Source organism: Massilia sp. CT11-137 (assembly GCF_047302885.1).
GTDB classification, from domain to species: domain Bacteria; phylum Pseudomonadota; class Gammaproteobacteria; order Burkholderiales; family Burkholderiaceae_D; genus Telluria; species Telluria orientalis.
In genome coordinates, this window is sequence record NZ_JBKYMP010000001.1 from 1442046 (window position 1) to 1464413 (window position 22368).

Annotated in this window: 17 protein-coding genes; 6 read left to right on the forward strand and 11 right to left on the reverse strand. The window is 66.7% G+C overall.

All coding sequences use genetic code 11. The features are described 5' to 3' along the window. The gene (locus tag ACEN98_RS06475) at positions 1-492 is read right to left on the reverse strand and encodes an Hcp family type VI secretion system effector (RefSeq protein ID WP_413382743.1); all 492 of its coding nucleotides are present in this window, start codon (positions 490-492) and stop codon (positions 1-3) included. Positions 493-763: 271 nt separating this feature from the next. On the opposite strand from ACEN98_RS06475, the gene ACEN98_RS06480 reads away from it, so the two are divergent. The 3 genes from ACEN98_RS06480 to ACEN98_RS06490 all read left to right on the forward strand — a co-directional run bounded on the left by ACEN98_RS06480 (position 764) and on the right by ACEN98_RS06490 (position 4054). Beyond that, the gene (locus ACEN98_RS06480; protein WP_413382745.1) at positions 764-1771 is read left to right on the forward strand and encodes an MBOAT family O-acyltransferase; all 1008 of its coding nucleotides are present in this window, start codon (positions 764-766) and stop codon (positions 1769-1771) included. 15 nt (positions 1772-1786) lie between these two features. Continuing rightward, positions 1787-3067 carry a hypothetical protein gene (locus ACEN98_RS06485; RefSeq protein WP_413382748.1) on the forward strand — a complete coding sequence of 427 codons (1281 nt, stop codon included), beginning with the start codon at positions 1787-1789 and terminating at the stop codon, positions 3065-3067. 225 nt (positions 3068-3292) lie between these two features. Next, positions 3293-4054, forward strand: a complete 762-nt coding sequence (locus tag ACEN98_RS06490) for a hypothetical protein (RefSeq protein WP_413382751.1) — start codon at positions 3293-3295, stop codon at positions 4052-4054. Here the strand turns inward: ACEN98_RS06490 and ACEN98_RS06495 are convergent. Genes ACEN98_RS06495 through ACEN98_RS06510 form a run of 4 tightly spaced genes read right to left on the reverse strand, consistent with a single transcriptional unit; the run spans position 4051 to position 9347 of the window. Then, a complete protein-coding gene (locus ACEN98_RS06495) occupies positions 4051-4665 on the reverse strand; it encodes a PEP-CTERM sorting domain-containing protein (RefSeq protein WP_413382754.1) in 615 nt (204 codons plus the stop codon). The genes ACEN98_RS06490 and ACEN98_RS06495 overlap by 4 nt on opposite strands. 50 nt (positions 4666-4715) lie before the next feature. Next, on the reverse strand, positions 4716-7832 hold the full coding sequence (locus ACEN98_RS06500) for an efflux RND transporter permease subunit (RefSeq protein ID WP_413382757.1): 3117 nt from the start codon (positions 7830-7832) through the stop codon (positions 4716-4718). A gap of 10 nt (positions 7833-7842) precedes the next feature. Beyond that, the gene (locus tag ACEN98_RS06505) at positions 7843-8991 is read right to left on the reverse strand and encodes an efflux RND transporter periplasmic adaptor subunit (RefSeq protein ID WP_413382760.1); all 1149 of its coding nucleotides are present in this window, start codon (positions 8989-8991) and stop codon (positions 7843-7845) included. Between the two features lie 5 nt (positions 8992-8996). Then, positions 8997-9347, reverse strand: a complete 351-nt coding sequence (locus ACEN98_RS06510; protein ID WP_413382763.1) for a DUF3147 family protein — start codon at positions 9345-9347, stop codon at positions 8997-8999. 169 nt (positions 9348-9516) lie between these two features. Between ACEN98_RS06510 and ACEN98_RS06515 the strand changes: the two genes are divergently transcribed. Both ACEN98_RS06515 and ACEN98_RS06520 read left to right on the forward strand, forming a co-directional pair. Continuing rightward, entirely contained in the window at positions 9517-10998 is a 1482-nt protein-coding gene (locus tag ACEN98_RS06515; RefSeq protein ID WP_413382766.1) for a DUF1800 domain-containing protein, read from the forward strand. Between the two features lie 17 nt (positions 10999-11015). Continuing rightward, complete coding sequence (locus tag ACEN98_RS06520) at positions 11016-12260, forward strand: DUF1501 domain-containing protein (RefSeq protein WP_413382769.1); 1245 nt, start codon at positions 11016-11018, stop codon at positions 12258-12260. Between the two features lie 254 nt (positions 12261-12514). Here ACEN98_RS06520 and ACEN98_RS06525 read toward each other — a convergent pair whose 3' ends face one another. The 5 genes from ACEN98_RS06525 to lplT form a co-directional block, all read right to left on the reverse strand. Beyond that, complete coding sequence (locus ACEN98_RS06525; protein WP_413382772.1) at positions 12515-13267, reverse strand: 2OG-Fe dioxygenase family protein; 753 nt, start codon at positions 13265-13267, stop codon at positions 12515-12517. Positions 13268-13308: 41 nt separating this feature from the next. Beyond that, the gene (locus ACEN98_RS06530) at positions 13309-15297 is read right to left on the reverse strand and encodes a TonB-dependent receptor (protein WP_413382775.1); all 1989 of its coding nucleotides are present in this window, start codon (positions 15295-15297) and stop codon (positions 13309-13311) included. After that, positions 15297-15782 (reverse strand): DUF6702 family protein, encoded by a 486-nt coding sequence (locus ACEN98_RS06535; protein WP_413382778.1) that lies wholly within the window; start codon positions 15780-15782, stop codon positions 15297-15299. The genes ACEN98_RS06530 and ACEN98_RS06535 overlap by 1 nt, the downstream gene beginning before the upstream one ends. Positions 15783-15840: 58 nt before the next feature. Next, on the reverse strand, positions 15841-18183 hold the full coding sequence (locus ACEN98_RS06540) for a M1 family metallopeptidase (RefSeq protein ID WP_413382781.1): 2343 nt from the start codon (positions 18181-18183) through the stop codon (positions 15841-15843). 173 nt (positions 18184-18356) lie between these two features. Continuing rightward, the gene (gene lplT, locus ACEN98_RS06545) at positions 18357-19571 is read right to left on the reverse strand and encodes a lysophospholipid transporter LplT (RefSeq protein ID WP_413382783.1); all 1215 of its coding nucleotides are present in this window, start codon (positions 19569-19571) and stop codon (positions 18357-18359) included. Between the two features lie 142 nt (positions 19572-19713). Between lplT and ACEN98_RS06550 the strand changes: the two genes are divergently transcribed. Next, a complete protein-coding gene (locus ACEN98_RS06550; RefSeq protein WP_413382786.1) occupies positions 19714-20919 on the forward strand; it encodes a diguanylate cyclase in 1206 nt (401 codons plus the stop codon). Positions 20920-20935: 16 nt separating this feature from the next. Here ACEN98_RS06550 and ACEN98_RS06555 read toward each other — a convergent pair whose 3' ends face one another. Beyond that, complete coding sequence (locus ACEN98_RS06555; RefSeq protein ID WP_413382789.1) at positions 20936-22210, reverse strand: glucan 1,4-alpha-maltotetraohydrolase domain-containing protein; 1275 nt, start codon at positions 22208-22210, stop codon at positions 20936-20938. Positions 22211-22368: the final 158 nt, after the last annotated feature.

A 22368-nucleotide genomic window follows, 5' to 3' on the forward strand; every position in this document is an offset into this window, starting at 1 on the left:
TTAAGCGCACTTCTTGGCAGCAAGGTCCCAGCCACCGGAGGTGCTGCCACTGGCGCCCCCGCTGATCTTCTGCTGGGTATAAGTCCACTTGACCTTGGAAAAGCACAGTCCTATCTCGTCCTGGACCAGGCCGCCGTCACGCATTACCTGATCCATATGGGAGATCATGACGTTGTCCAGCTCGATCTGATAGTACTTCACCGGTTTGCCGTCACCGTCGGCTCGCATGAATTCCAGCCTGGCTTTCGGGATCGTTTTACCTGTCGAGCAGTGCTGCATCAGGACAGGTGATGCAAGGTCAGCCAGCTTGGTGAGAGACAACGTACGGTGTTCGCTGTGCCCGGCCGTATGGCCGCCGGCAGTCGATACGCTGGTGCTCCTGGGTTGCGTTACGCCCCAATGAGCGGAGGCGATCTCGATCCAGCCCTGATGCGCAAAATCGGCCGATTCTCCTTTGATGCCATCAATTTGCAAATATGCATCGATTGCCATGTCTGATCTCCGATGAGTTGAGTGCATCGAACATTCTTCTGTAGTCAGTCGTGTCGACGGTTGGGACGGCGCAATCGATTGGCGAGATAGGTTTGCTGCTTTGTGTTATTGCAAGCATGTCTTTCTGCCTTGGTCGCGCCGTTTTGCTTGTTGTCAGCCTGCCTCATCCTGTATTGATGACAAGGAAACGATGCTATATTGCCGGGATGGCCAAGATGAGACCGTCCGGCCTGACGCCGCCCCAGCCGTTTTTCCTACCCGACCGGTCGCGATGCTCTTTAATTCCTTCACGTTCCTGCTCCTGTTCCTGCCCGGCACCGCGATCGGCTACTTCCTGCTGGCACGCAGGATTCACGTCCAGGCCGCCGCTTGGCTGGCGCTCGCGTCGCTGACGTTTTATGGCTGGTGGAGCTATTACTACATTCCGCTGCTGCTGGGCTCCATCGTCTTCAACTACTGGATCGGGCAGCGCATCGGGCACGCGGCCGGTCCGGCGCGAAGGCGGTGGCGGCCGGCGGCCGTGGCCACCGACCTGGGCCTGCTCGCCTATTACAAGTACGCCAACATCGTCGATTTCTGGCGCCGTTGGCACATGACCCTGTCGCGCTTCCTGCGCGACTACCTGTACGTGCCGCTGGGCGGCAACCGCAAGGGACCCGTGCGCCGCTACGTCAACCTGATGACGACGATGCTGCTGGGCGGCCTGTGGCATGGCGCGGGCATGAACTTCGTCATCTGGGGCGCGCTGCACGGCATCTATCTCGTGATCAACCACGGCTGGAATGCGGTGGCCGACAGGCTGCGCCTGCCGCGCGGCCGCGCCTGGGCCGTGTTCAGCTGGGCGCTGACGTTCGCGGCCGTGTGCGTGGCGTGGGTGTTCTTCCGCGCCACCAGCTTCGACAAGGCGATGACGATCCTGCACGGCATGGCCGGCCTCGACGGCATCGGCCTGCCGGCGTCGATCGGCCTGCAGCTCGGACCGCTGAAGGCGCTGCTCGAGCAATGGGGCGTGACGTTCTACCTGGGCGGCGGGTCGCGCTTCATCGAGACGTGGCAATGGGTCGTCATCGGCGGCTTCATCGCGTTCTGCCTGCCCAATACCCAGCAGATCATGGGCCGCTACGAAGCGGCGCTCGGCACGATGGCCGGGCCGCGCCTGGCCGCCCGCTGGCAGCTCTGGCAGCCGTCGCGGCGCTGGAGCTTGTATATCGGGGCGATCCTGCTCGGCAGCCTGCTGTCGCTCAGCCGTCCCGCCGAATTCCTGTATTTCCAGTTCTAAGTCCGGGGGAGCCCAATGGAACAGATCCAACGCTACGACGACGAGGCCCCGGTCCTGGTGGGAGCGCCGGCGACCGCCGCGGCGCAAGCCCCGGTGTCCTACAAACGCTTCACCGCATGGTGCGCGACGGTCGTCGCTGCCGGCGTGCTGCTGGTGACGGGCTTCGTGGCCGTCATCGACCCCTACCACCTGTACGGGTTCGTCGACAGCCCGGCACTGAACCACGTGAAGCCGTTGCCGGAACAGTACCGCGAGCAGATCAAGCTGGCCCAGGCCACGGCCGTGCGGCCCGACCTGATCCTGCTGGGAAATTCGCGCGTCGAAGTCGGCCTCGATCCGGACAGCCCGCAGGTGAGCGCGCATGGCCGCACGGCGTACAACATGGGGCTCTCGGGCACGAGCCTGACCACCTCCGAGCGCATGTACGTGCAGCTGCGCGAGAGCGCGGCGCCGGCCGCGATGGCCGTGATCGGCGTCGAGTTCCTGGATTTCCTCGTCAAGCCGGACGAAGCCCCGGCGCCGCCTGCGTCCAGCGGACCGTTGCCGTGGCAATGGCGGTTCGATACGCTGTTCTCGATCAAGTCCGTGTCCGACGCGCTGCGTACCGTGCGCCTGCAGAAGGCGGCCGATCCGGAGACCATGACGGGGCGCGGTCAGACCCCGCTGCGCAACTACCACCAGTTCGCGCGCCAGGAGGGCTATTACGCGATCTTCCAGCAAAAGGCCGGGGACAACGCGAAGAACCTCGTGCGCAAGCCGCACAACCTGTTCGTTGCCGGCACGAACCGTTCGGAAAGCATCGACCGCCTGCGCACGCTGCTGGACACGATGGCGCGCGACCGCACCGAGGTACACCTGGTGATCTACCCGTACCACGCGCAGTTGATGGCCATGTTCGAGGAAGCCGGCCTGCAATCCACCATGGACGACTGGAAGCAGCTGCTGGTGCGCGAGGCGGACGCCGTGCGCGCCCGCTATCCGAATGCCCGCATCAACGTGTGGGACTTCAGCGGCTATGGCGGCATGCGCTGCGAACGCATCCCGGCCCCCGGCGACGCGCATACGGCGACGCGCTGGTACTGGGAAGCCGGCCACTTCAAGTCGACGCTGGGCGAGCGCATCCTGCAGCGCATCCTCGGCGGCGAAACGGCGTTCGGCTTCCGCCTCGGCGCGGACACGCTGGCCGCCAACCGCCAGCGCATCGCCGCCGAGCGCGCGCAATGCGCCGGTGACTATCCGCAAGTCTTTGCCGGTGCGCGCGACCTCGTCGCGCACGCCCGCGCGTCGGCGCCCTGAGCGTCCCGCTCTCTTCCGTCCTGCGCTTTGTTATATAGCGCACAGTCCGGATCGACTAAAAGTTATATTTTTTTTATTGAGACACCGCATTGCGTCGGTGTCGCTCCGACATCGCGCTTGGGCGCGACGTGAAGGACCGCCTATCGGTCGAACTTTTGAACGGATGCACGGTCAAGAAGATCGGTTATCTCCGCATTGGTCAAAATCTTACAAGAGGAATTCATCATGGATAATCAGAAGTCGAGCGAAGCAAAAGGCAGCAACCTGGGTTCGGGCAACCAGGGCAAGGACAGCAACCTGCCGAACGCCAGCGGCTCGGGCAATATGGGCAGCGCGGCCGGTTCGGGCAGCCTGAACAAGAGCAGCCAGCAGAGCCAGGGCAAGGACCAGCAGAGCTCGACAACCGGCAGCAGCACCGGCGGCGCCACCGCGTCCAGCACCGGCGCCGTGGGCGGCACCAGCAATGCCGGCAGCGCATCGTCGTCGGGTCCGGGTTCCATGGGTTCGATGAGCGCCTCTGGCTCCAGCGCCAGCGGCACGAACTCGAGCATCGGCGGCAGCTCGCTGGGTTCGAGCAGCAGCGGCAGCCAGAACAGCCAGAGCGCCGCCACCGGCTCGGGCATGGGTGGCGATTCGAAGGACCTGGGTGCGCAAGTGAATGCCCGCGCGCAAGGCCTGCACGATTCAATCGACAAGGCCGCCGACGCCGCCAAGCCGATGGTCGACAAGGCCGTCAACAGCGTGCAGCCGGTCGTCGACCGCCTGGCCTCCAGCGCCCACGCCGGCGTCGACAAGCTGCAGGGCGTGCTGAGCGGCGCCTCGCTGAACCTGGGCCAGCGCCAGCAACAGCTGACCGACGCCTATGGCCAGTGGAAGGAAGCCAGCTTCGAGTACGTGCGCCAGAAACCGGGCACCGCCATCGCCATCGCCGCAGCCGCCGGCTTCGTGCTGGCCAAGCTGCTGGGAGGCCGCAACCGCGACTATTAATTACGCCGTCGTTCCCGCGCAATTACGCCGTCGTTCCCGCCTCCACGGTAACGACGGAAGATGGCCGCAAGCACCAACAACCCACCCCCCAGCATCATCCACGCCCCCGGCTCCGGCACGGGCGACACCGGCGTGATGGTCAGCGTCGTCCCCGCGCCGAAAAAGTAATAGTCGTCCACCGGGTAATCGTGTCCGTAACTCGACCTGGCCACGTACCGGTCGCCGCTCACGAACTCTTCCGTGTGATATTCCAGCTGCGTCGCGTCGTTGTCACGCCAGCTCGCGGTGATGTCGAGGGCATCGCCGCCGGGGCGGAAGGAGAAGACGTCGAGCTGGCAGTCATGGTCGACGGTCCCCCCGCCGCATCCGGCGAAGTCGCCGGACCACAGCCGCATGTTCATCCACAGCGAATCCAGCTCGGATTCATGGATGACACCGTCCCCGTCGGCGTCCTCGCCGACGATCCTGCCCGTGACGGCCACGTCGGTGCGCAGCACGCCGGAATCGTGGAGGTCGTAGAAGCCGCGGTATTCGAAGTCCCACGCCGACGGTGCGGCGTGGGCGGCAGTGCACAGCAGCAGGGCACCACCCAGCAGGGTTGGGATCTTCATCGCGCAAGCCTAGACCGATGGCGCCGCCTGCGGCGCCACCTTGCCTGCGTTCATTTCACCACGGTTTCCCGGCTCGGCACCGGCGGATGCGGATGCCGCCGCAGCCGCTGCGCCAGGCGTCCGAACCAGTGCTCGATGTCGTCGACGTAGGTGAACACGGCCGGCACGACCAGCAGGCTCAGCAAGGTCGACGTGATCAGGCCGCCGATCACCGCGACCGCCATCGGCGAGCGGAAGCTCGGGTCGCCCGACAGGCCCAGCGCCAGCGGCAGCATGCCGGCGCCCATCGCGATCGTCGTCATGACGATCGGGCGGCTTCGCTTGTGGCAGGCGTCGACGAGCGCGTCGAAGCGGTTCATGCCGGCCTTGCGCGCGAGGATCGCGTAGTCGACGAGCAGGATCGAGTTCTTCGTCACGATCCCCATCAGCATGATCAGGCCGATCATCGTCGGCATCGACAGCGCGTTACGCGTGAGCAGCAGCGCGACGAACGCGCCGCCGATCGACAGCGGCAGCGCCGCAAGAATCGTCACCGGCTGCAGGAAGTCCGTGAACAGCAGCACCAGCACGCCGTAGATGCACAGCACGCCGATCAGCATCGCGAGGCCGAAGCTGGCGAACAGGTTCTGCATCTCCTGCGCGTCGCCCAGTTCCGCGATCGACACGTTCGGCGGCAACTCCTTCAGCGCGGGCAGGGCGCGCGCTTCCGCGTTCACCTCGCCCAGCGAGCGGCCGTTGAGCTCCACTTCCAGCGTCACGTTGCGGCTGCGGTTCAGGCGGTCGATCTGCGCCGGGCCGCTTTCCATCGTGATGGTCGCCACGTTCGCCAGCAGCACCGGGCCGTTCTTGCCGGGCACCGTCAGGCGGCCGATGGCATCCAGGTCCGCGCGCACGGTGTCCGGCAGTTTTACGCGGATCGGCACCTGGCGCTCCGACACGTTCATCTTCGACAGTACCTGGTCGTAGTCGCCGGCGGTGGCCACGCGCACGGTCTCGCCGATGCTCGCCGCCGTCACGCCCAGGTCCGCGGCGCGCGCAAAATCGGGGCGCACGATGATTTCCGGGCGCACGAGCGACGCGCTGGAACTGACGTTGCCGACGCCAGGCAGCGTGCGCAGTTCGCGCTCGGCGCGGCGGGCGGCGGCCGTCAGCGCAACCGGATCCTCGCTGCGCAGCACGAGCTGCATCTTGACGCCCGTGTCGGGCGGGCCGACCGTGAAGCGGGCGCCGGGGACGTCGGCCAGGCGCGCGCGCAGCGCCGATTCGACGGCCGACAGTTTTTCCTTGCGGTCCGCGCGCGCGACGGTGGTCACCGTCAGCACGGCGCGCCGCGCTTCGGCCGCCGCGCCGGGCGCGAACGCGTCGCCGCTGGAACCGCCGCCGATCGAGCTGAACACGCCCTTGACGTTCGGCGTGCCCATCGCCACTTGGCGCACCCGTTCCGCGACGGCGCGCGTCTCCGCCAGGGTGGACCCGGGCGGCAGCTCGACGTTGATCTGCGTTTGCGAGCGGTCGGCGGGCGGTACGAAGCCGGTCGGCAGCAGCGGCACGAGCGAGATCGAGCCGACGAAGAACAGCGCGGCCGCGATCATCGTCAGGCCGCGGTGGCGCAGGCACCACTGCATCGTGCGCATGTAGCGGCGCATGATCGCGCCGTCGCGCTCCTCCGCGTGCGGCAGCGGTTTCAGGAGATACGCGGCCATCATCGGCGTCAGCAGGCGCGCGACGAGCAACGACGCGAGGATCGCCAGCACGGCCGTCCAGCCGAACTGCTTGAAGAATTTGCCGGGGATGCCGCTCATGAACGCGGTCGGCAGGAACACGGCGACGAGCGAGAACGTCGTTGCGATCACGGCCATGCCGATTTCGTCGGCCGCTTCCAGCGCGGCCTGCATCGGCGTTTTCCCCATGCGCAGGTGGCGCGAGATGTTCTCGATCTCGACGATCGCATCGTCCACGAGCACGCCGACGACGAGCGCCAGCGACAGCAGCGTGACCATGTTCAGCGTGTAGCCGAACAGGTATTGGCCGAGGAACGCGGGGATCACGGACAGCGGCAGCGCGGCCGCCGCGACGAGCGTCGCGCGCCAGTCGCGCAGGAACCACCACACGACCAGCACCGCGAGCACGGCGCCCTCGTACAGCATTTCCATCGACGCGTCGAAGTTGTCCTCGACGGGCGCCGCGTTGTCGATCGTTTCGCGCAGCACGACGTTGCCGTGCTTTTGCTGCAGCTCGGCGACGGCCTTGCGCACGCCGTTCGCGACGTCCATCTCGCCAGCGCCGCGCGTGCGGAAGATTTCGAAGGCGACGACCGGTTTGCCGTCCTGCTCCGCGATGGCGCGCGGCTCGGCGACCGTGTCGGACACCGTCGCGATCTCGTTCAGGCGCACGTGGCGGCCGTCCGGCAGCGGGATCTCCATGCGCGCCAGTTCCTGCGCCGTCTGCACGGTCGCCAGCGTGCGCACGGATTGCTCGGCGCCGCTCACGTCGCCGCGGCCGCCCGGTTCCTCGCGCTGCACGTTGCGCAGCAGGCGCGAGACGTCCAGTGCCGACACGCGCAGCGCGGCCATCTTCTGGTCGTCGAGCTCCACGCGCACTTCGCGGTAGACGCCGCCCACGCGCTTGACCGCGCCGACGCCCGGCACGCTGAGCAGGCGTTTGGACACCGTGTTGTCGACGAACCAGCTCAGGTCGGGCGCGTCGAGCGCCGGCTTGCCGTGCGCGTCGGCCGCCTGCGCCGTGAACGTGAGCACGACGCGGCCCGCGGTCGTCGTCTTCGTCACGCTCGGGTCGCGCATCTCCGCGGGCAGGTCGGCGCGCACGCGCGAGACGGCGTCGCGCACGTCGTTGACGGCGTCCGACAGGTCTTTCTCGAGGATGAACTCGACGGTGATCGTGGCCACGCCGTCCAGCACGCGCGCATAGATGTTCTTGACGCCCTGGAGGGTCGCGACCGAGTCCTCGATCTTGCGTGCCACCTCCGTCTCCAGCTGCGCCGGCGCGGCGCCGTCGAGCGTCGCGACGACGGTGACGATGGGCAGTTCGATGTCCGGGAAGTCCTGCACCTTGTTCGCCTTGAACGCCAGGATGCCGGCGAAGGTGAGGAGGGCGAACAGCATGATCGCCGGGATCGGGTTGCGGATCGAGAGCGCGGAAAAATTCATGACCGTGCCCTCAACGCGCCGCCAGCGCCGCCGGCGCGGACGCCGGCGCGTTGCGTACCAGATCGCCATCGTTGAGGAAGCCGGCGCCGCTCGTGACGACCAGCGCGTCCGCGGGCAGGCCGTCCGTCACTTCGACGCGGTCGTCGAGCCGGCGGCCCGTCGTGACTTTCAACTGGCTCACGCGGCCGTCCGCATTCAGGCGGAATACGTACGCGAAGCCGTCGCGCACGGCGACGGCCTGCTGCGGCACCGTCAGCGCGGCCGACTCCCCCAGCGCGAACTGGCCGCTGGCGAACATGCCGGCCTTCAGCGGCGCATTGGCCGACAGCGCCGGCGGCAGGTCGACGTAGACGAGGGCGACGCGACTCTGCGCATCGACGGTCGGCGCGACCGTGCGCACGCGGCCCTGCACCCTGGTGCCGCCGGCCGCCTGCACGACGGCCTTCTGGCCCGGCTTGATGCGCGGGAGCTCGGCGGCCGTCACCTCGGCGCGCCATTCCAGGCGGCCCTGGCGGATCATGCGGAACATCTCCGCGCCCACGCCGGCGACGGCGCCCACGGTGGCGTTGCGCGCGGAGATCACGCCGGCATCCGGCGCGACGATCTTCGTGTACTTCAGGCGCAGCTGTTGTTGTGCCAGCGTCGCCTTCGCGGACGCCACGCGCGCGGCGGCCGTGCGCTCGGCCGTCATGTATTGCGTGATCTGCTGTTCGCTGAGCGCGCCCGAGCTTTGCAGGGCGCGCGCCCGCTTCGCATCGGCGCGGGCGGCGGACGCATTCGCCTCCGCTTCCTGGACGGCGGCTTTCGCCTGCGCGACGTCCGCCTCGACCGGCGCCGAATCGAACACGGCGAGCACCTCGCCCTTCTTGACGACGTCGCCCACGTTGACCTTCACCTCCTGCAGGCGCAGACCGTTCGACTCGCTGCCGATCACGGCTTCCTGCCACGCGGCGACGTTGCCGTTGGCGGCAAAGCTGAGCGGCAGGCGCGATTGCTCCGGCTTCGCCGTCGTGACGGTCAGCGCGGGGCGCGGGGCCGCCGCCTTCTTGTCGTCGGCGGCATTGCTGGAGACGAGGACGCCCACGGTGCTGGCCAGGATGGCGGCGATGGAGACGGCGAGGGCGGGCCGGGACATGCGGCGGAGTTGGGCGGGAGTCATGGCGTTCAAAGTAGATGGATGCCGAAGCGTTTCAGCAGAAGGGCGAACAGGAGTATGCTGGCCACCGTGATCGCGATCCCCGCGCCCAGCGCCGGCCAGAAGCCGAGGCGCGCCAGCAGCCACGGGAAGGCGGCGAACATGGGGAGTGTCGGGATCACGTACCACAGCGTGTACCAGGCGTGGTTGGCGATCTTTTCCTGGGGCTGGCGCTCGACGTGCAGCCAGATCAGCGTCAGCACGGTCACGAGCGGCAGGGACGCGACCAGGCCGCCGAGGCGGTCGGAGCGCGCGGCAGCTTCCGACACCAGGACGACGACGGCGGCGCTGATCAGGTATTTCAAGACGATCCAGGACATGGCGGAACCAGAAGTCAAACTGCGACAGTGTAACAAAGCACACTCGAGGACGCCTGTTCCGTACGGTCCCGGCTGTCATGTTCCGTTACAAATCCTTACCACTGAAACGTCGCGTCGATATTCCCGCTCATCCATTCGCGGTTAAATGGCGGCCAACATGGAGCTCAACATGATCCGACGCGCATCGCTTGTCCTGCTGGCCGCCTTGATGGCGACGGGGGCTGCATCGGCGGCCGATGGCGCATCTGGCCCCGATGCGCAGGCGCTGCATGTGCTCAACCGCCTGGCGTACGGCCCGCGTCCCGGCGACGTCGAGCGTGTGGCAAACATGGGCGTGCAGCGCTGGATCGACCAGCAGCTGCACGCGGAGACGATCCCGCTGCCGGCCGACCTGAACGCACGCCTGGCCGCACTGGACACCGTGAACCGCAGCGCCGGCGAATCGCTGGCCGAGTTCCTGGAACTGCGGCGCGCCGTGCGGATGGACGACGAGGGCGCGAAACAGCGCCGGCGCGAGGCCGAGATGCGCGTGGCGCGCCAGGCCGCGGAAGCCCGGCTGCTGCGCGCCGTCGAGAGCCCGCGCCAGCTGGAAGAAGTCATGGTCGACTTCTGGTACAACCATTTCAACGTCTTCGCGGGCAAAGGAATCGACCGCGCACTGGTGACGAGCTACGAACGCGACGCGATCCGCCCGCACGCGCTCGGCTCCTTCCGCGCGCTGCTGGGCGCGACTGCGAAGCATCCGGCGCTGCTGTTCTACCTCGATAACGTCGTGTCGTCGGCGCCGCGCCCGGAAGCGAAGGGTAAGGCGCGGGGGCTGAACGAAAACTATGCGCGCGAACTGATGGAGTTGCACACGCTGGGCGCGGACGGCGGCTACACGCAGCGCGACGTGACGGAGCTGGCGCGCATGCTGACCGGGTGGACGTTCGACCAGAAGCGTCTCGCGCGCACGGGCGAGACATTCCGCTTCGACGCCGGCCGCCACGATGCCGGCACCAAGACGTGGCTGGGCCGCGCGATCGCGCCGGCCGGCCAGCAGGAAGGGGAGTATGCGCTGGACGTGCTGGCCATGCACCCCGCCACCGCGCGCCACGTGAGCCGCGAGCTGGCGCAGTACTTCGTCAGCGACGAGCCGCCACCAAGCCTCGTCGACCGCATGGCGGCCACGTGGCAGAAGTCGCAGGGCGACATCCGCGCCGTGCTGGCGACGCTGTTCGCGAGCCGCGAATTCATGGACGCGGGGAGCGTCGGCGCGAAGTTCAAGACGCCGTACCAGTTCGTGGTATCGGCCCTGCGGGCGAGCGGTATGCAGGTGGCGAACGTGGGGCCGCTCGTGAATACGATGAGCCAGCTGGGCATGCCGTTGTACGGCTGCCAGACGCCGGACGGGTACAAGAACACGCAGGACGCGTGGCTGAACCCGGACGCGCTGACGCGGCGCATCGCCTTCGCGAGCGCGCTGGCCGGCGGCAAACTGCCGCTGGCGACGGTGCCGGCCGATGCGCCGCCGGCGCCGCTCGATCCGGTCCGGCTGCAGGCGACGCTGGCCGGATCGATCTCGCCGCGCACGCTGGGCATCGTCCAGCGCAACCCGGACAACCTGCGGGCTGCCATGCTGCTCGGCAGCCCCGATTTCATGCAGCGCTGATTCCATCGGAGGAGCTCATGCGACGCAGGCATTTTCTCAACGCGCTGGGTGCCGGCCTCCTGCTGCCCGCCGGCCGCGGCGCGTGGGCCGTGAGCGCACCGGCCGCCGGCCCCACGAACAAAAAACTCATCGTCGTGATGCTGCGCGGCGCCGTCGACGGCCTGAACGTCGTGGCGCCCGTCGGCGACGGGAACTACCTGCGGCTGCGGCCCACGATCGGCCTCGCGGCGCCCGGCATGGCGGGCGGCGCGCTGGACCTGGACGGCTACTTCGGCCTGCATCCCGCGCTGGCCGGCCTGCAGCCGCTGTGGGCCGCGCGCAAGCTCGCGTTCGTGCACGCCAGCGGTTCGCCGGACGCGACGCGTTCCCACTTCGACGCGCAGGACTACATGGAATCCGCGACACCGGGCCGCAAGAACACGCCGGACGGCTGGATGAACCGCCTCGTGGCCGCGCTGCCCGGTCCGCAGTCGCCCAGCCGGCTGCTGGGCATCGGCCCGGTGCTGCCGCGCATCCTGTCCGGCCACGCGGCTGCGGTGAACCTGCCGAACGTCGCGGCCGCCGCGCGCGCGGACCTGCTCGACCGGCCGGCCGTCAAGGCCGCGTTCGACGAACTGTATGCGAACCACCCCCGCTTCGGGCGCGCGTACGCGGAGGGGCGCAATGCCCACCGCGAAGTCATGGATGCCCTGGAACAGAACCAAATGAGCCGCGAGATGCAGGCCGCCGACCGCGGCGCCCCGCTGCCGAACGGTTTTCCCGACGATGCCGCCCGCCTGGCGGGCCTGATGCGCAACGACCCGAAGATCCAGCTGGCGTTCGTCGCGCTGGGCGGCTGGGACACGCACGCGAACCAGGGCGCCGCGACCGGCCAGCTCGCGAACCGGCTCGCACCGCTGGGGCAGGGCCTGGCCGTGCTGGCCGAGCGCCTTGGCCCATTGTTCGACGACACGGTCGTCGTCGTGATGTCCGAATTCGGCCGCACGGCACGCGAGAACGGCAACGGCGGCACCGACCACGGCCACGGCAATGTGATGTGGGTCATGGGCGGCAAGGTGCGCGGCGGTAAGGTGTATGGCGACTGGGATGGCGTCGGCGACACGAAACTGAACGAGGGGCGCGATTTGCCGGTTACGACCGACTTTCGTTCGGTGTTAGCGCAAATATCTGAAGAACATTTAATGTTAGGCGACAAGCGTCTGGAACAGGTCTTTCCCGCAATGCCGCAAAAACGTGCTGGATTCCGTATCGTTGGTGCCTGAGTCTCTACTCTAGAGGCTGCCCTCTACATATAGTAGTTCTACCGTATTGCGGTGCACAAAAATTAGGGCTATAGTTGCACCTGTCTCCTCCAGTTTTTCTCCGAAAACCTGGATTCAGCCCGCACCGCAAGGTCGCGGGCTTTTTTTTATCAGAAATTGTCCGACGCTAACATTTGTGGGCGCATGCAATGGCGCATGCCTTTCTTTTGTTCAGTCGGGAAGCGCGGCGCGAACGGCCGCGCGCGCGGGATGGCTCAGGCGCCGGTCGTCTCGGCGTCGTCGCCTTGGAAGGCGCCGGCGCGCCAGGTCAGCACGAGCGTGTCGCGGTGGCCGTCGGCGCCGATGGGCTGGATCGGCGTCGATTCGTGGATGACGGCAGCGTCGTCCAGCAGCAGCAGCGTCCACGGTTCCGTCATCGTGAAGCGCTGGCCTTTCGGGCCGTCCGCCTCGAACACGCGCGTCTCGCCACCCTTGATGTTCTCGCGCCCGATCAGGATGACGGCAACGAAGTCGACGCCGTCGCGGTGCGCGCCTTCCGGCGTGGGGCGGCCGATGCCGTCGGCGGTATCGATGCGGAACTGGTGCGCTTCGACGTACCAGGTCTGCCGGCCTTTCACCTGCGAGCACACGGCGCCCAGCGCGCGCAGTAGCTTCGGCCAGGCCGGCTGCTCGACGGTGGACGGTTCGATGGGGACGAACAGGCGGTGCATGCCGCCGTGCAGGGCGTTGTACTCGACCGGTTGCCAGTGCGCGCGGTGCGGGCTTTGCGTGAGGGTCTCGCCGCTGTCGACGAAGCACGAATGGCGGCGCCGGCGATAGCGCCCACCGTCTTTCAGGTAATTGTCGAGTTCCAGGCGGTTCCAGCTCGGCGCCAGCGCCTTCAGCTCAGCGAGCGAACATCCGGCCAGTTGCGCCACGTCGGCCGGGCGCAGCAGCGCATAGCCGTCGCCGCGCAGCGCATCGGCGATGCGGGCCGGGTCGGTATAAGGTGGTTGCGGTGTTGTCATCCCGGTAGCCTAGCACTTTTTGTGCGCGGCCGTGCCGGCCATCACCAGTTCCTGACGAGCGTCAGCCGGAACGAGCGCGCCTCGATCGGGTGGAAATGCACGTCCTCGCGCGGCACCGTTTCGCCGCGCAGCTGCGACGCATAGTAGTAGTCGATCGCGGACGCGCGCCGGTTCGCCAGGTTGAACCCTTCCAGTTCCAGCCGCAGGTCGCGGCTCACGCGAAAGCCGAGGCGGCCGTTCAGGGTCGTGCTGGCGCGCGAGCGCACGCTGTCGTCTTCGACGAGGGGACGCGGCCCGAAGTACCGCAGGCGCAGTGCGCCTTCCCATGGGCCGACCTGGCTCACCGTCAGCGCGAGCTGGGCGACGCCCTCGATCGCCTCGGGGATGCGGTCCTGCCCCGGCGCGACGCCGCGCGAGCGCGCATGCGCGTAAGCGGCGTCGAAGTCGACCGACAACCATTTATACGGTTTATAGTAATTCGAGAACTCGATGCCGATGCGGCGGCTGGGCGGCCCGGCCTCGGTCGTCCCTTCGTCGCCCACGTACGTCAGCTCGGAATCGAAGTCCAGGCGGTACAGGGAGAGGGCCGTCTGCATCGTCGGGATGGCTTCGGTGCGCAGGCCCAGCTCCATGCCGCGCGAGCGCACGAGGCCGGGCGCCGCGAGCGTCCCGCGCGCATCGTTGCTGTGGAAGCCTTCGCCGTAGTTCACGTAGAACTCGGCTCGGCGCCAAGGGCCGAACACGACGTTGGCGGACGGGCTGGCCAGCGAGTCGCTGCCGTCGACGCCGCCGGTGCGCACGCGGAAGCGGTAATCGTCCGCGCGCACGCCCACCGTCGAGCGCAGCCACGGGTTCCAGCGCGTGGCGTTCTCGATGAAGGCGCCAAGACTCGTCTCGACGATGTGGTCCGCGCGCGTCACGGACAAGGTCTTGCGCGCGGCCGTGCGATACAGGCCGTTGAAGATGTTGTCGTTCTGCGCTTCCAGGCCGACGGTGATGTCCGACGTCGACGTCCCGCCCCGGTGCACGTGCCAGCTGTGCGTGGCATTGACGCCGCTCGTCACGCGCCGGTCCGGCTGGGCGAACTGGTCGCCGTTGACCGGGTCGTTCATGAAGTACGTGAAGTCGGACCACAGGTCGAGCTGGTTGCGGATGACGTAAGCGCTGACCTTCGACGCCGAATCCTGGCCCGTGCGGCGCCATACGCCCGACAGGCTGAAGCGCTTCGCTGCGCCGCCGTCGGTGGCGTCGATCGCGTCGAAGCGGCCAAGCTGGCCGGCGGCCACGGCGCGCTCGGGAATCTGGTCCGTCGCATTCCACCGGCCCCGGTACGCCATCGCCGTCACGCTCCAGCCGTTGTTCGCATAGCCGCGGCTGTAGCGCAGCACGCCGTTCAGCTTCTGGTAATCGTCCGGGTGCATGTACGGGCCGTCGTTGTGCAGGGCTTCCAGCGCATACGTCAGCACGCCGTCGTCGATCTCCTTCGATGCCGCCAGCGCCGTGCGCGCGTAGCCGTCCTGGCCGATGCTGATGGTGGCCACGTTGCGCGCGAGGCGGTTCGCGTACGTGATCGATGCACTGCCGGCCGACGCGAAATCGCCTTCACTGGCCGAGTACGGGCCCTTCTTGTAGTCGAGGCGCGCCGTCAGTTCCGGGATCAGGAAGTTCAGGTCGGTCCAGCCCTGGCCGTGCGCGTGGCTGCGCTGGTTGACGGGCATGTCGTCCAGGTACGTGGCCAGGTCCGTGCCGTGGTCGAGGTTGAAGCCGCGCAGGAAGAACTGGTTCGCCTTGCCTTCGCCGCTGTGCTGGCTGACGATCAGGCCCGGCGCCGCTTCCAGCAGTTCGCCGGGCCGGTACACGGTGCGCATCGCCAGTTCCTTCTGGTTGACGGTGCCGGCGCTGGCGGCATCCGCGATGCCCAGCTGGCTCGTGCGCGCGCCCTCGACGAGCACGCGCTGGATGACGGGATCGTCCGCCCACGCGCAGGCGGGAACGAAGGCGGCGGCAAGCAGCAGGGCGATCGGGCGCATCAGTGGACGGGGAGTTCGGTGCGGCTGCTGGTGAAGCCGAACGTACGCAGGCTGCCGCTCGCCGTCAGGTTCGCGGTGTTCTGCTGGTCGGGCAGGAAGTCGCTCAGCACGGCATCGTGGATCGTCTCGACGTTCACCACAGGCGTGCGCACCGCTTCCTGGAACACGACGACGCTGTCCGTGTCGACCGTCACGCCGACCCAGTTCAGCGGCAGGCGGCGGCCGTCCCTGTCGGCCAGCCAGAACTGCTTTTCCACGTACTTGCGCAGCACGGCCTGGTCCTCGGGATCGGACAGGTCGAACTGGCGCTGGTACAGTTCCGTCAGCAGCGCCTCCACGTCGTGCGCCATGTACGTGTGCACGACTTCCGTGCTGCCCGTGCGCTCGTTGTAGCTGATGTCGGTGATGCCGGCGTGGAAGCGGTGCGCGGAGGCGTGCAGGCATACGCACGCGCACAGCAGGACGAGGATGCGACGCAAATTCATTCGATACCTTCTTATGCATGCGGTTTGTTGACATCCGCGTGGGCACGGGGTGCCCACTCTACTTCTTGAGCTTCTCGTTGAAGTCTCTCATCAGGTTGTTCTTGTCATGCTCGGTCTTGTACAACTCCAGGCGCGACGGCATCGCCTTGCGCGGCCAGCTGTTGTTGCCGGTGTCCGTGTCGGCTGTCTCCCAGTACGGGTCCTGCGTCAGCGCGACCATTGGCTCGTCCGTGATGATCAGCTTCGTGATCTTGGTGGGAGTGTAGCGCCACACCTCGGCCGGGATGCGCTCGATGGTCTTTTTCCCGCTCTGCAGGGTGATCTCCAGCACGAGAGGCGTCACGAGGCCGCCCAGGTTGCTGAAGTCGACGAGGTACAGATGCTTGCCTTCCTTGAGCAGTTTCTTCTCCCAGTCTTCCAGGTCGCCGATCGCCTCGTTGTACTTGTTGCGGTCGTGGTTCGTGACCGTGAACTCGTCATGCTCGTTGTAGAAGTCCTTCAGTTCCGGATGCGCGTCGACGCGGCGCGGCAGGGTGCCCTTGTTGCGCTGGTCCGTGATCGAGATCGGTTCCGCATCGCGTTGCGCCTTCTTCCACGCTTTCTCGATCTCGGGATCCTTCGTGCCGACCGTGTATTCGCTGATGCCGTCGACGCTCACGTCCACGTGGTCGGTCGTGTAGAACCAGCCGCGCCAGAACCAGTCGAGGTCCGTGCCCGACGCATCCTCCATCGTGCGGAAGAAATCGGACGGCGTCGGACGCTTGAACTTCCAGCGCTGCGCGTATTCGCGGAAGGCGAAGTCGAACAGCTCGCGGCCCAGCACCGTCTCGCGCAGGACGATCAGCGCGGCCGTCGGTTTCGCGTACGCGTTGTAGCCGAGGGCGGCGATGGATTCCGAGTTCGTCATGATCGGCACCTGGTTGGTGCTCTTCATGTAGTCGACGATGGCGCGCGGTTCGCCGCGCGACTGCGGGTAATGCTCTTCCCACGCCTGTTCGGCCAGGTATTGCAGGAAGCTGTTCAGGCCCTCGTCCATCCACGTCCACTGGCGCTCGTCCGAGTTGACGATCATCGGGAAGTAGTTGTGGCCCACTTCATGGATCACGACGCTGATCAGGCCATACTTGGTGCGGCTGGAGTACGTGAGCTCGCCCGTCGTCTTGTCCTTCGTCGGACGCGGGCCGTTAAAGCAGATCATCGGATATTCCATGCCGCCCACCGGACCGTTCACGGAAATCGCGACGGGATACGGATAGTCGAAGGAATACTTGTTGTACTCGGCGATCGTGTGGATCACGGCGGCCGTCGAGTATTTTTCCCACAGCGGATTGCCTTCCTTCGGGTAGAACGACTGCGCGAGCACATTGGTCGCGTCCTTCTTGAAGCCCTGCGCGTCCCAGATGAACTTGCGGCTCGACGCCCACGCGAAATCGCGCACGTTCTTCGCGCGGAAGCGCCACGTTTTCGTGCCGCCGGCGCGGGTCTGTTCGCGCGCCTCGGCCTCGGCCTGCGTGGCGATGACGACGGGCCTGGTCGCCGTGCGCGCCTGCTCCAGGCGCTGGCGCTGGGCGGTGGTCAACACGTCGCCCGGGTTCTGCAGCTCGCCGGTGGCGGCCACGATGTGGTCGGCGGGGACGGTCAACTGCACGTCGTAGTCGCCGAATTCCAGCGTGAATTCGCCGGTGCCGAGGAATTGCTTGTGCTGCCAGCCCGTTACATCGTAGTACGCGGCCATGCGCGGGAACCACTGGGCGATCTCGAACAGGTCGTTCTTGTCTTCGTCGAACTTCTCGTAGCCGGAGCGGCCGCCGAGCACCTTCTGCTCGTTGATGTTGTAGCTCCAGTCGATCGAGAACGCGACCTTCGCGCCCGGCTTCAGGGGCTGCCGCAGGTCGATGCGCATCATCGTGCGGTTGATGACGACGTGCAGAGGGCGGCCGCCCGCATCCTTCACGGCGGCGATTTTAAAACCGCCGTCGAACGTGCTCTTTTCCAGCACGGAGCGCAGCGCGTCGAATTTATAGCCGTCTTCCGGCCCGCGCGCCTTGGCCCAGGCGTCGCGCGAGGGGACGGTCGCCGTCATGCGCGCGTCGGAATCGCGTTTATAGATGTTCTGGTCGAGCTGGATCCACAGGTAGGACAGCGTGTCGGGCGAATTATTGTGATACGTGATCGTCTCGGTGCCGCTGATGGCGCGCCGGCTTTCGTCCAGCGTGGCGCGGATCGCATAGTCGGCGCGCTGCTGCCAGTACGCGTGTCCCGGGGCGCCGGAGGCGGTGCGGATCGTGGTCGGGGTGGGCAGCAATTCGTCGAGCTGGCGGAATTTGTCGTCGAAAGGTTCCGCCGCGATTGCCGCCATGCTGAGGCATAGCGCCGCCAGGCCGATCGGGAAACGTATCATATTTACCCTGCATTCATGGTTGAAAGAAGGAAAATATTCTAGTCTTGACGTTCCGCCATTACTGTATTTGATGTGTAACAAGACTGATACATACGGATGGGCGTGGCGCGTGCGATACGGTCGGACACGCGGACACATGAACGGACACCAGGCGGACACCGCCGGCGGACAGGTCAGTCGATCCGCGCCGCCGCCATCCCGCGCAAGACCAGCGTGACGAGCACGATCAGGAGGCCCAGCAGCACGAGCACGGTATCGAGCCGCAGCTGCGCCTGCAGGGCCAGCGCATAGGTGGACGTCATCAGGAGGATGGCGAGGTTCTCGTTGAAGTTCTGCACGGCGATCGACTGGCCGGCAGGCATCAGGCGGTGGCCGCGGTGCTGCAGGATCGCGTTCATCGGCACGACGAACAGGCCGGCCAGGATGCCGATCGCGAGCAGCAGCGGCAGCGCCACCGCGACGGAATGCACCCACACCATCGCGCACAGCCCGCCGCCCATCACGGCCCCCAGCGGCATCACGGACAGGGAACGCACGAGCGGCACGGCCTTGCCGGCGACGGCGGCGCCCACCGCGACGCCGAGCGCGAACACGCCCTGCAGCGCCGCGGCACGGTCCAGCGTGAGACCGAGCACGTTCTGCGCCCACGTCAGCAAGAGCACCTGCAGCACCATGCCGCTGCCCCAGAACAGCGACGTGACCCCCAGCGAGATGCGGCCTTCGCGGTCCTGCCACAGCGTCCGGTTGCAGCGATAAAAATCGGCGAGCAGCGCGGGCAAGGGACGGCGCGCGTCGGCCGGGCGGGCGCCGGCGTGCATCACGGGCAGGTTCAACAGCGTCGCCAGCAAATACGTCATGACGATCACGGCAACCGCCATGCCGACGGGCGTGGCCCGCCATGGCAAGGTCAGGTGCAGCAGCCACGCGATCGTCTGCGGATTGGCGGAAAGGGCGCCGCCCAGCACCGTGCCGAGGATCATGGCGAGCACGGTCGTGCCCTCGATCCAGCCGTTGGCCGCCACGAGGCGGCGCGGCGGCAGCACCTCGGCCAGGATGCCGTACTTGGCGGGCGAGTATGCGGAGGCGCCGAGCCCCACGATGCCGTAGGCGAGCAGGGGATTGGCCTTGGCCAGGATCAGCGAGCAGCCGAGCATCTTGACGGTGTTCGTCAGCAGCATCACGCGGCCCTTGGGAAAGCGGTCGGCGAAGGCGCCGGCGAACGGCGCCAGCACGATGTACGACAGGACGAAACCCATCTTCAGCATCGGCGTCATCCACTGCGGGAACGACAGCGTGGCGACCAGCGACACGCACAGGATGAACAGCGCGCTGTCCGCCAGCGACGAAAAGAACTGGGCGCCGACGATGGCGAAGAATGCGGCATTCATGGAAGCGGTATATCACAGCCGTCCCGGAGGCCGGATTCGCTTGCTGTAAATACAGAAACTTTGCAATTGCGACAATTGGTTAGATTTGCATATAAACAATAGTTTTATACTTAAGAAATTATCTATACAGGTTGGATGGCGCTTGGACGCTTTCACACTCATCGTGGCCGCCGCGCTGGCGGCATTGACCATGGCTGCCAGCATGGGGCTGCTGTACCTCGCCAGCGCGCGCCAGGCCTGCCTCGTCGACTGGACGGTCGCCGCTGCGTTATTCGCACTGAGCAACGGGCTGGGCGCCATCGGCCTGCACCAGCAGGCGGGCGCCATTCTGTTCATCGCCTGCGTCAACGCGCTCCACATCGGCGGCCATTTCGGCATGCTGGCCGGGGTGCGGCGCCACCTGCACCTGGCGCCCGGCTGGCGCTGGGGCGTGCTGCTGATGGTCGCCGTGCTGGCGGCGCATGCGCTGATGTTCGCGCGCGGCGCGCCGCTGTACCGGCTCGTGCTGTTCACACCGTTCGTCGGCGCGCTCAATCTCGGCGCCGCGTGGCTGCTGTGGCGCCGCAGCGAGCGCGAGGCGTGCGCGGCGCATACGCCGCTGATCGTGCTGCAGGTGCTGTCCGCACTGCAGCAGGTCGCGCGCATGGCGATCATGCTCGTGTACGACGGCCACCCGCCGGGCTTCCTGGGCGGCGATTTCTTCCGCACGTCCGGCGCGCTGGCGATACTGGTGTACATGTCGCTGGCGACGATGTGCTGCGCGCTGATCGTCAGCCACCAGCAGACATTGGCGTTGCGCCGCGCCTCGCTGACGGACGTGCTGACCGGCTGGCTGAACCGGCGCGCCCTGCACGACGTGGCCACGCGCGACTTCCGCCGCTGCCGCCGCAACGGTTCGACCATGTTCTTCATCACGTTCGACATCGACCACTTCAAGCCCATCAACGACCGCTACGGCCACGGCGTGGGGGACGCGGCGATCTGCCACGTGACGGCACTGTCGGCGCGGGTGCTGCGCGGGTACGATGCGCTGTTCCGCATCGGCGGGGAAGAGTTCGCGGTACTGGTCGTCGGCGAACATGCGGGGAACGTGGGCACCATGGCCGAACGCCTGCGCGAGGCCGTGGTGGCGGCGCCGCTGACCGTCGAGGGGACGCCGGTCCCGATGACCGTCAGCGTGGGCGTGGCCGCGCTGGATGCGCACGACCAGAAATGGGAAGACATCCTGAGCCGCGCGGACGTGGCGCTGTACCACGCCAAGCAGAACGGCCGCAACCGCGTCAGCGTGCATGGCCGCGATGTCATCGGCCGCGGCCAGGCGGCGCGGCTGCAGGCGGTGGTGGCCTGAGCCGCTTCGTGCACTTTTATTTCATCCAGACGGCGTAGTTGTTACCCGACGTCTGCAACGTCCAGCCGGCACCCGGGCTCCAGCTGTTCGGGCCGATCTTCATCGCCAGCTGGTGCGTCGTGCCGGTGATGATGGCTGCGTACAGGCCTTGCGTCGCCTGCTGGATCGTGACCGCCGACGTCGAATTCACGCCCGCATTCTTGCGCGCCGCCATCAGCGCCGCGATCTGCGTCTTGAGATTCCAGTTGTAGATGTGCGGGTAGAACACGGTCGGGATGCCCGGATGCGACAGGATGTAGGCATACCCTTCCAGCACCGAACCGCAGGGCACCGGCCACAGGTTCTGGCCCGTGCCGCAGCTTTCGGCCGGGCCGGTGTCGTGGTTGTCGACGAACGTCACCGACATCGCCGGCCACCAGCCGATGGCGCCCTGCGGCTTGCCGTCGGTCGCCTTCAGGCGCCAGTAATTGCCGTTGGCGAGGGCGTCGTTGAGGATGCCCTTGGTCGTGAAGTCGAACGCGCCGCAGCTGTTGCTGGTGCCGTTGATCCAGTCCATGATCGCCTGCCGGTTCGCGTTCAGGTTGTTCAGGTCGAACGAATCCGGCCACATCTCGCCGACGCAGAAATCGGGTGCGAACGCGTTCGAATACTGGCCCGCGTAGCTCGCCGAAAAGCCCTTCACGTAGTCGAAACGCAGGCCCGAGAAGCCGACCGGCTTCAGCGTGTAATTCAGCCAGTTGATGATGCCGTTCTGGACTTCGCCCACGTTCTTGTGGTCGAGGTCGCGCCCGGCGGAAAAGCCCTGGCCCGTGTCGGCGTTGCCGAGGCCGCAGTTGCACTCGTCGCCGTTGACGATGGAATAGGTGGTCCAGTTCGGGTTCGTGAAGTCGGACCAGCCGGTGGTGCCCACGCGGTGGTTGACGACAACGTCGACGATGGATTTGACGCCCTTGCTCTTGAATGCGCTCACGACGTTCGTCAGCTCGGCCGCGCTGCCATATTTGGAATCGAGCTTGTTCAGCTGGCGCGGCAGATAGCCTTCCTTGGCGCTCGAATCCGACGGCGGCGGGAACCACACGTGGGTGAATCCCATCGCGCTCAAGTCGCCGACCTTGTTCAGCAGGGTGTTGTACCAGTCCGGGCCGGTGTAATTGGCCGAGTTCCAGTGGAAACCCTGCAGGACGATGGCCGTGCTGCCGCCGGCCTGCTGGGTGGGGGTGGCGGCCCCTGCCGGGGCCATGGACGTGATCATGCCCGCCGCCAGCAGGGCGACGATGGTGCTCTTCTTCATGCTTCTCCTCCGATGTGATACGGGTAAGGTCCCGGCGAACAACGGAGGTCGTGCAAAAGTCCGTTGCTCAGTCAGGTACTTTTACTACGTATCGGGCGATCATTCTGTGATGTTTTCGTGCCCGACGGGGGAGATTCTTAGCTATACGTATTTTCGTG

Coding starts and splice junctions, on each gene's coding strand:
- ACEN98_RS06485 (WP_413382748.1), top strand. CDS start 1,787: ATGGAACAGATCCAACGCTACGACGACGAGGCCCCGGTCCTGGTGGGA.
- ACEN98_RS06495 (WP_413382754.1), bottom strand. CDS start 4,665: ATGAAGATCCCAACCCTGCTGGGTGGTGCCCTGCTGCTGTGCACTGCC.
- ACEN98_RS06490 (WP_413382751.1), top strand. CDS start 3,293: ATGGATAATCAGAAGTCGAGCGAAGCAAAAGGCAGCAACCTGGGTTCG.
- ACEN98_RS06475 (WP_413382743.1), bottom strand. CDS start 492: ATGGCAATCGATGCATATTTGCAAATTGATGGCATCAAAGGAGAATCG.
- ACEN98_RS06500 (WP_413382757.1), bottom strand. CDS start 7,832: ATGAATTTTTCCGCGCTCTCGATCCGCAACCCGATCCCGGCGATCATG.
- ACEN98_RS06515 (WP_413382766.1), top strand. CDS start 9,517: ATGATCCGACGCGCATCGCTTGTCCTGCTGGCCGCCTTGATGGCGACG.
- ACEN98_RS06535 (WP_413382778.1), bottom strand. CDS start 15,782: ATGAATTTGCGTCGCATCCTCGTCCTGCTGTGCGCGTGCGTATGCCTG.
- ACEN98_RS06540 (WP_413382781.1), bottom strand. CDS start 18,183: ATGATACGTTTCCCGATCGGCCTGGCGGCGCTATGCCTCAGCATGGCG.
- ACEN98_RS06520 (WP_413382769.1), top strand. CDS start 11,016: ATGCGACGCAGGCATTTTCTCAACGCGCTGGGTGCCGGCCTCCTGCTG.
- ACEN98_RS06510 (WP_413382763.1), bottom strand. CDS start 9,347: ATGTCCTGGATCGTCTTGAAATACCTGATCAGCGCCGCCGTCGTCGTC.
- ACEN98_RS06505 (WP_413382760.1), bottom strand. CDS start 8,991: ATGACTCCCGCCCAACTCCGCCGCATGTCCCGGCCCGCCCTCGCCGTC.
- ACEN98_RS06530 (WP_413382775.1), bottom strand. CDS start 15,297: ATGCGCCCGATCGCCCTGCTGCTTGCCGCCGCCTTCGTTCCCGCCTGC.
- ACEN98_RS06555 (WP_413382789.1), bottom strand. CDS start 22,210: ATGAAGAAGAGCACCATCGTCGCCCTGCTGGCGGCGGGCATGATCACG.
- ACEN98_RS06525 (WP_413382772.1), bottom strand. CDS start 13,267: ATGACAACACCGCAACCACCTTATACCGACCCGGCCCGCATCGCCGAT.
- lplT (WP_413382783.1), bottom strand. CDS start 19,571: ATGAATGCCGCATTCTTCGCCATCGTCGGCGCCCAGTTCTTTTCGTCG.
- ACEN98_RS06480 (WP_413382745.1), top strand. CDS start 764: ATGCTCTTTAATTCCTTCACGTTCCTGCTCCTGTTCCTGCCCGGCACC.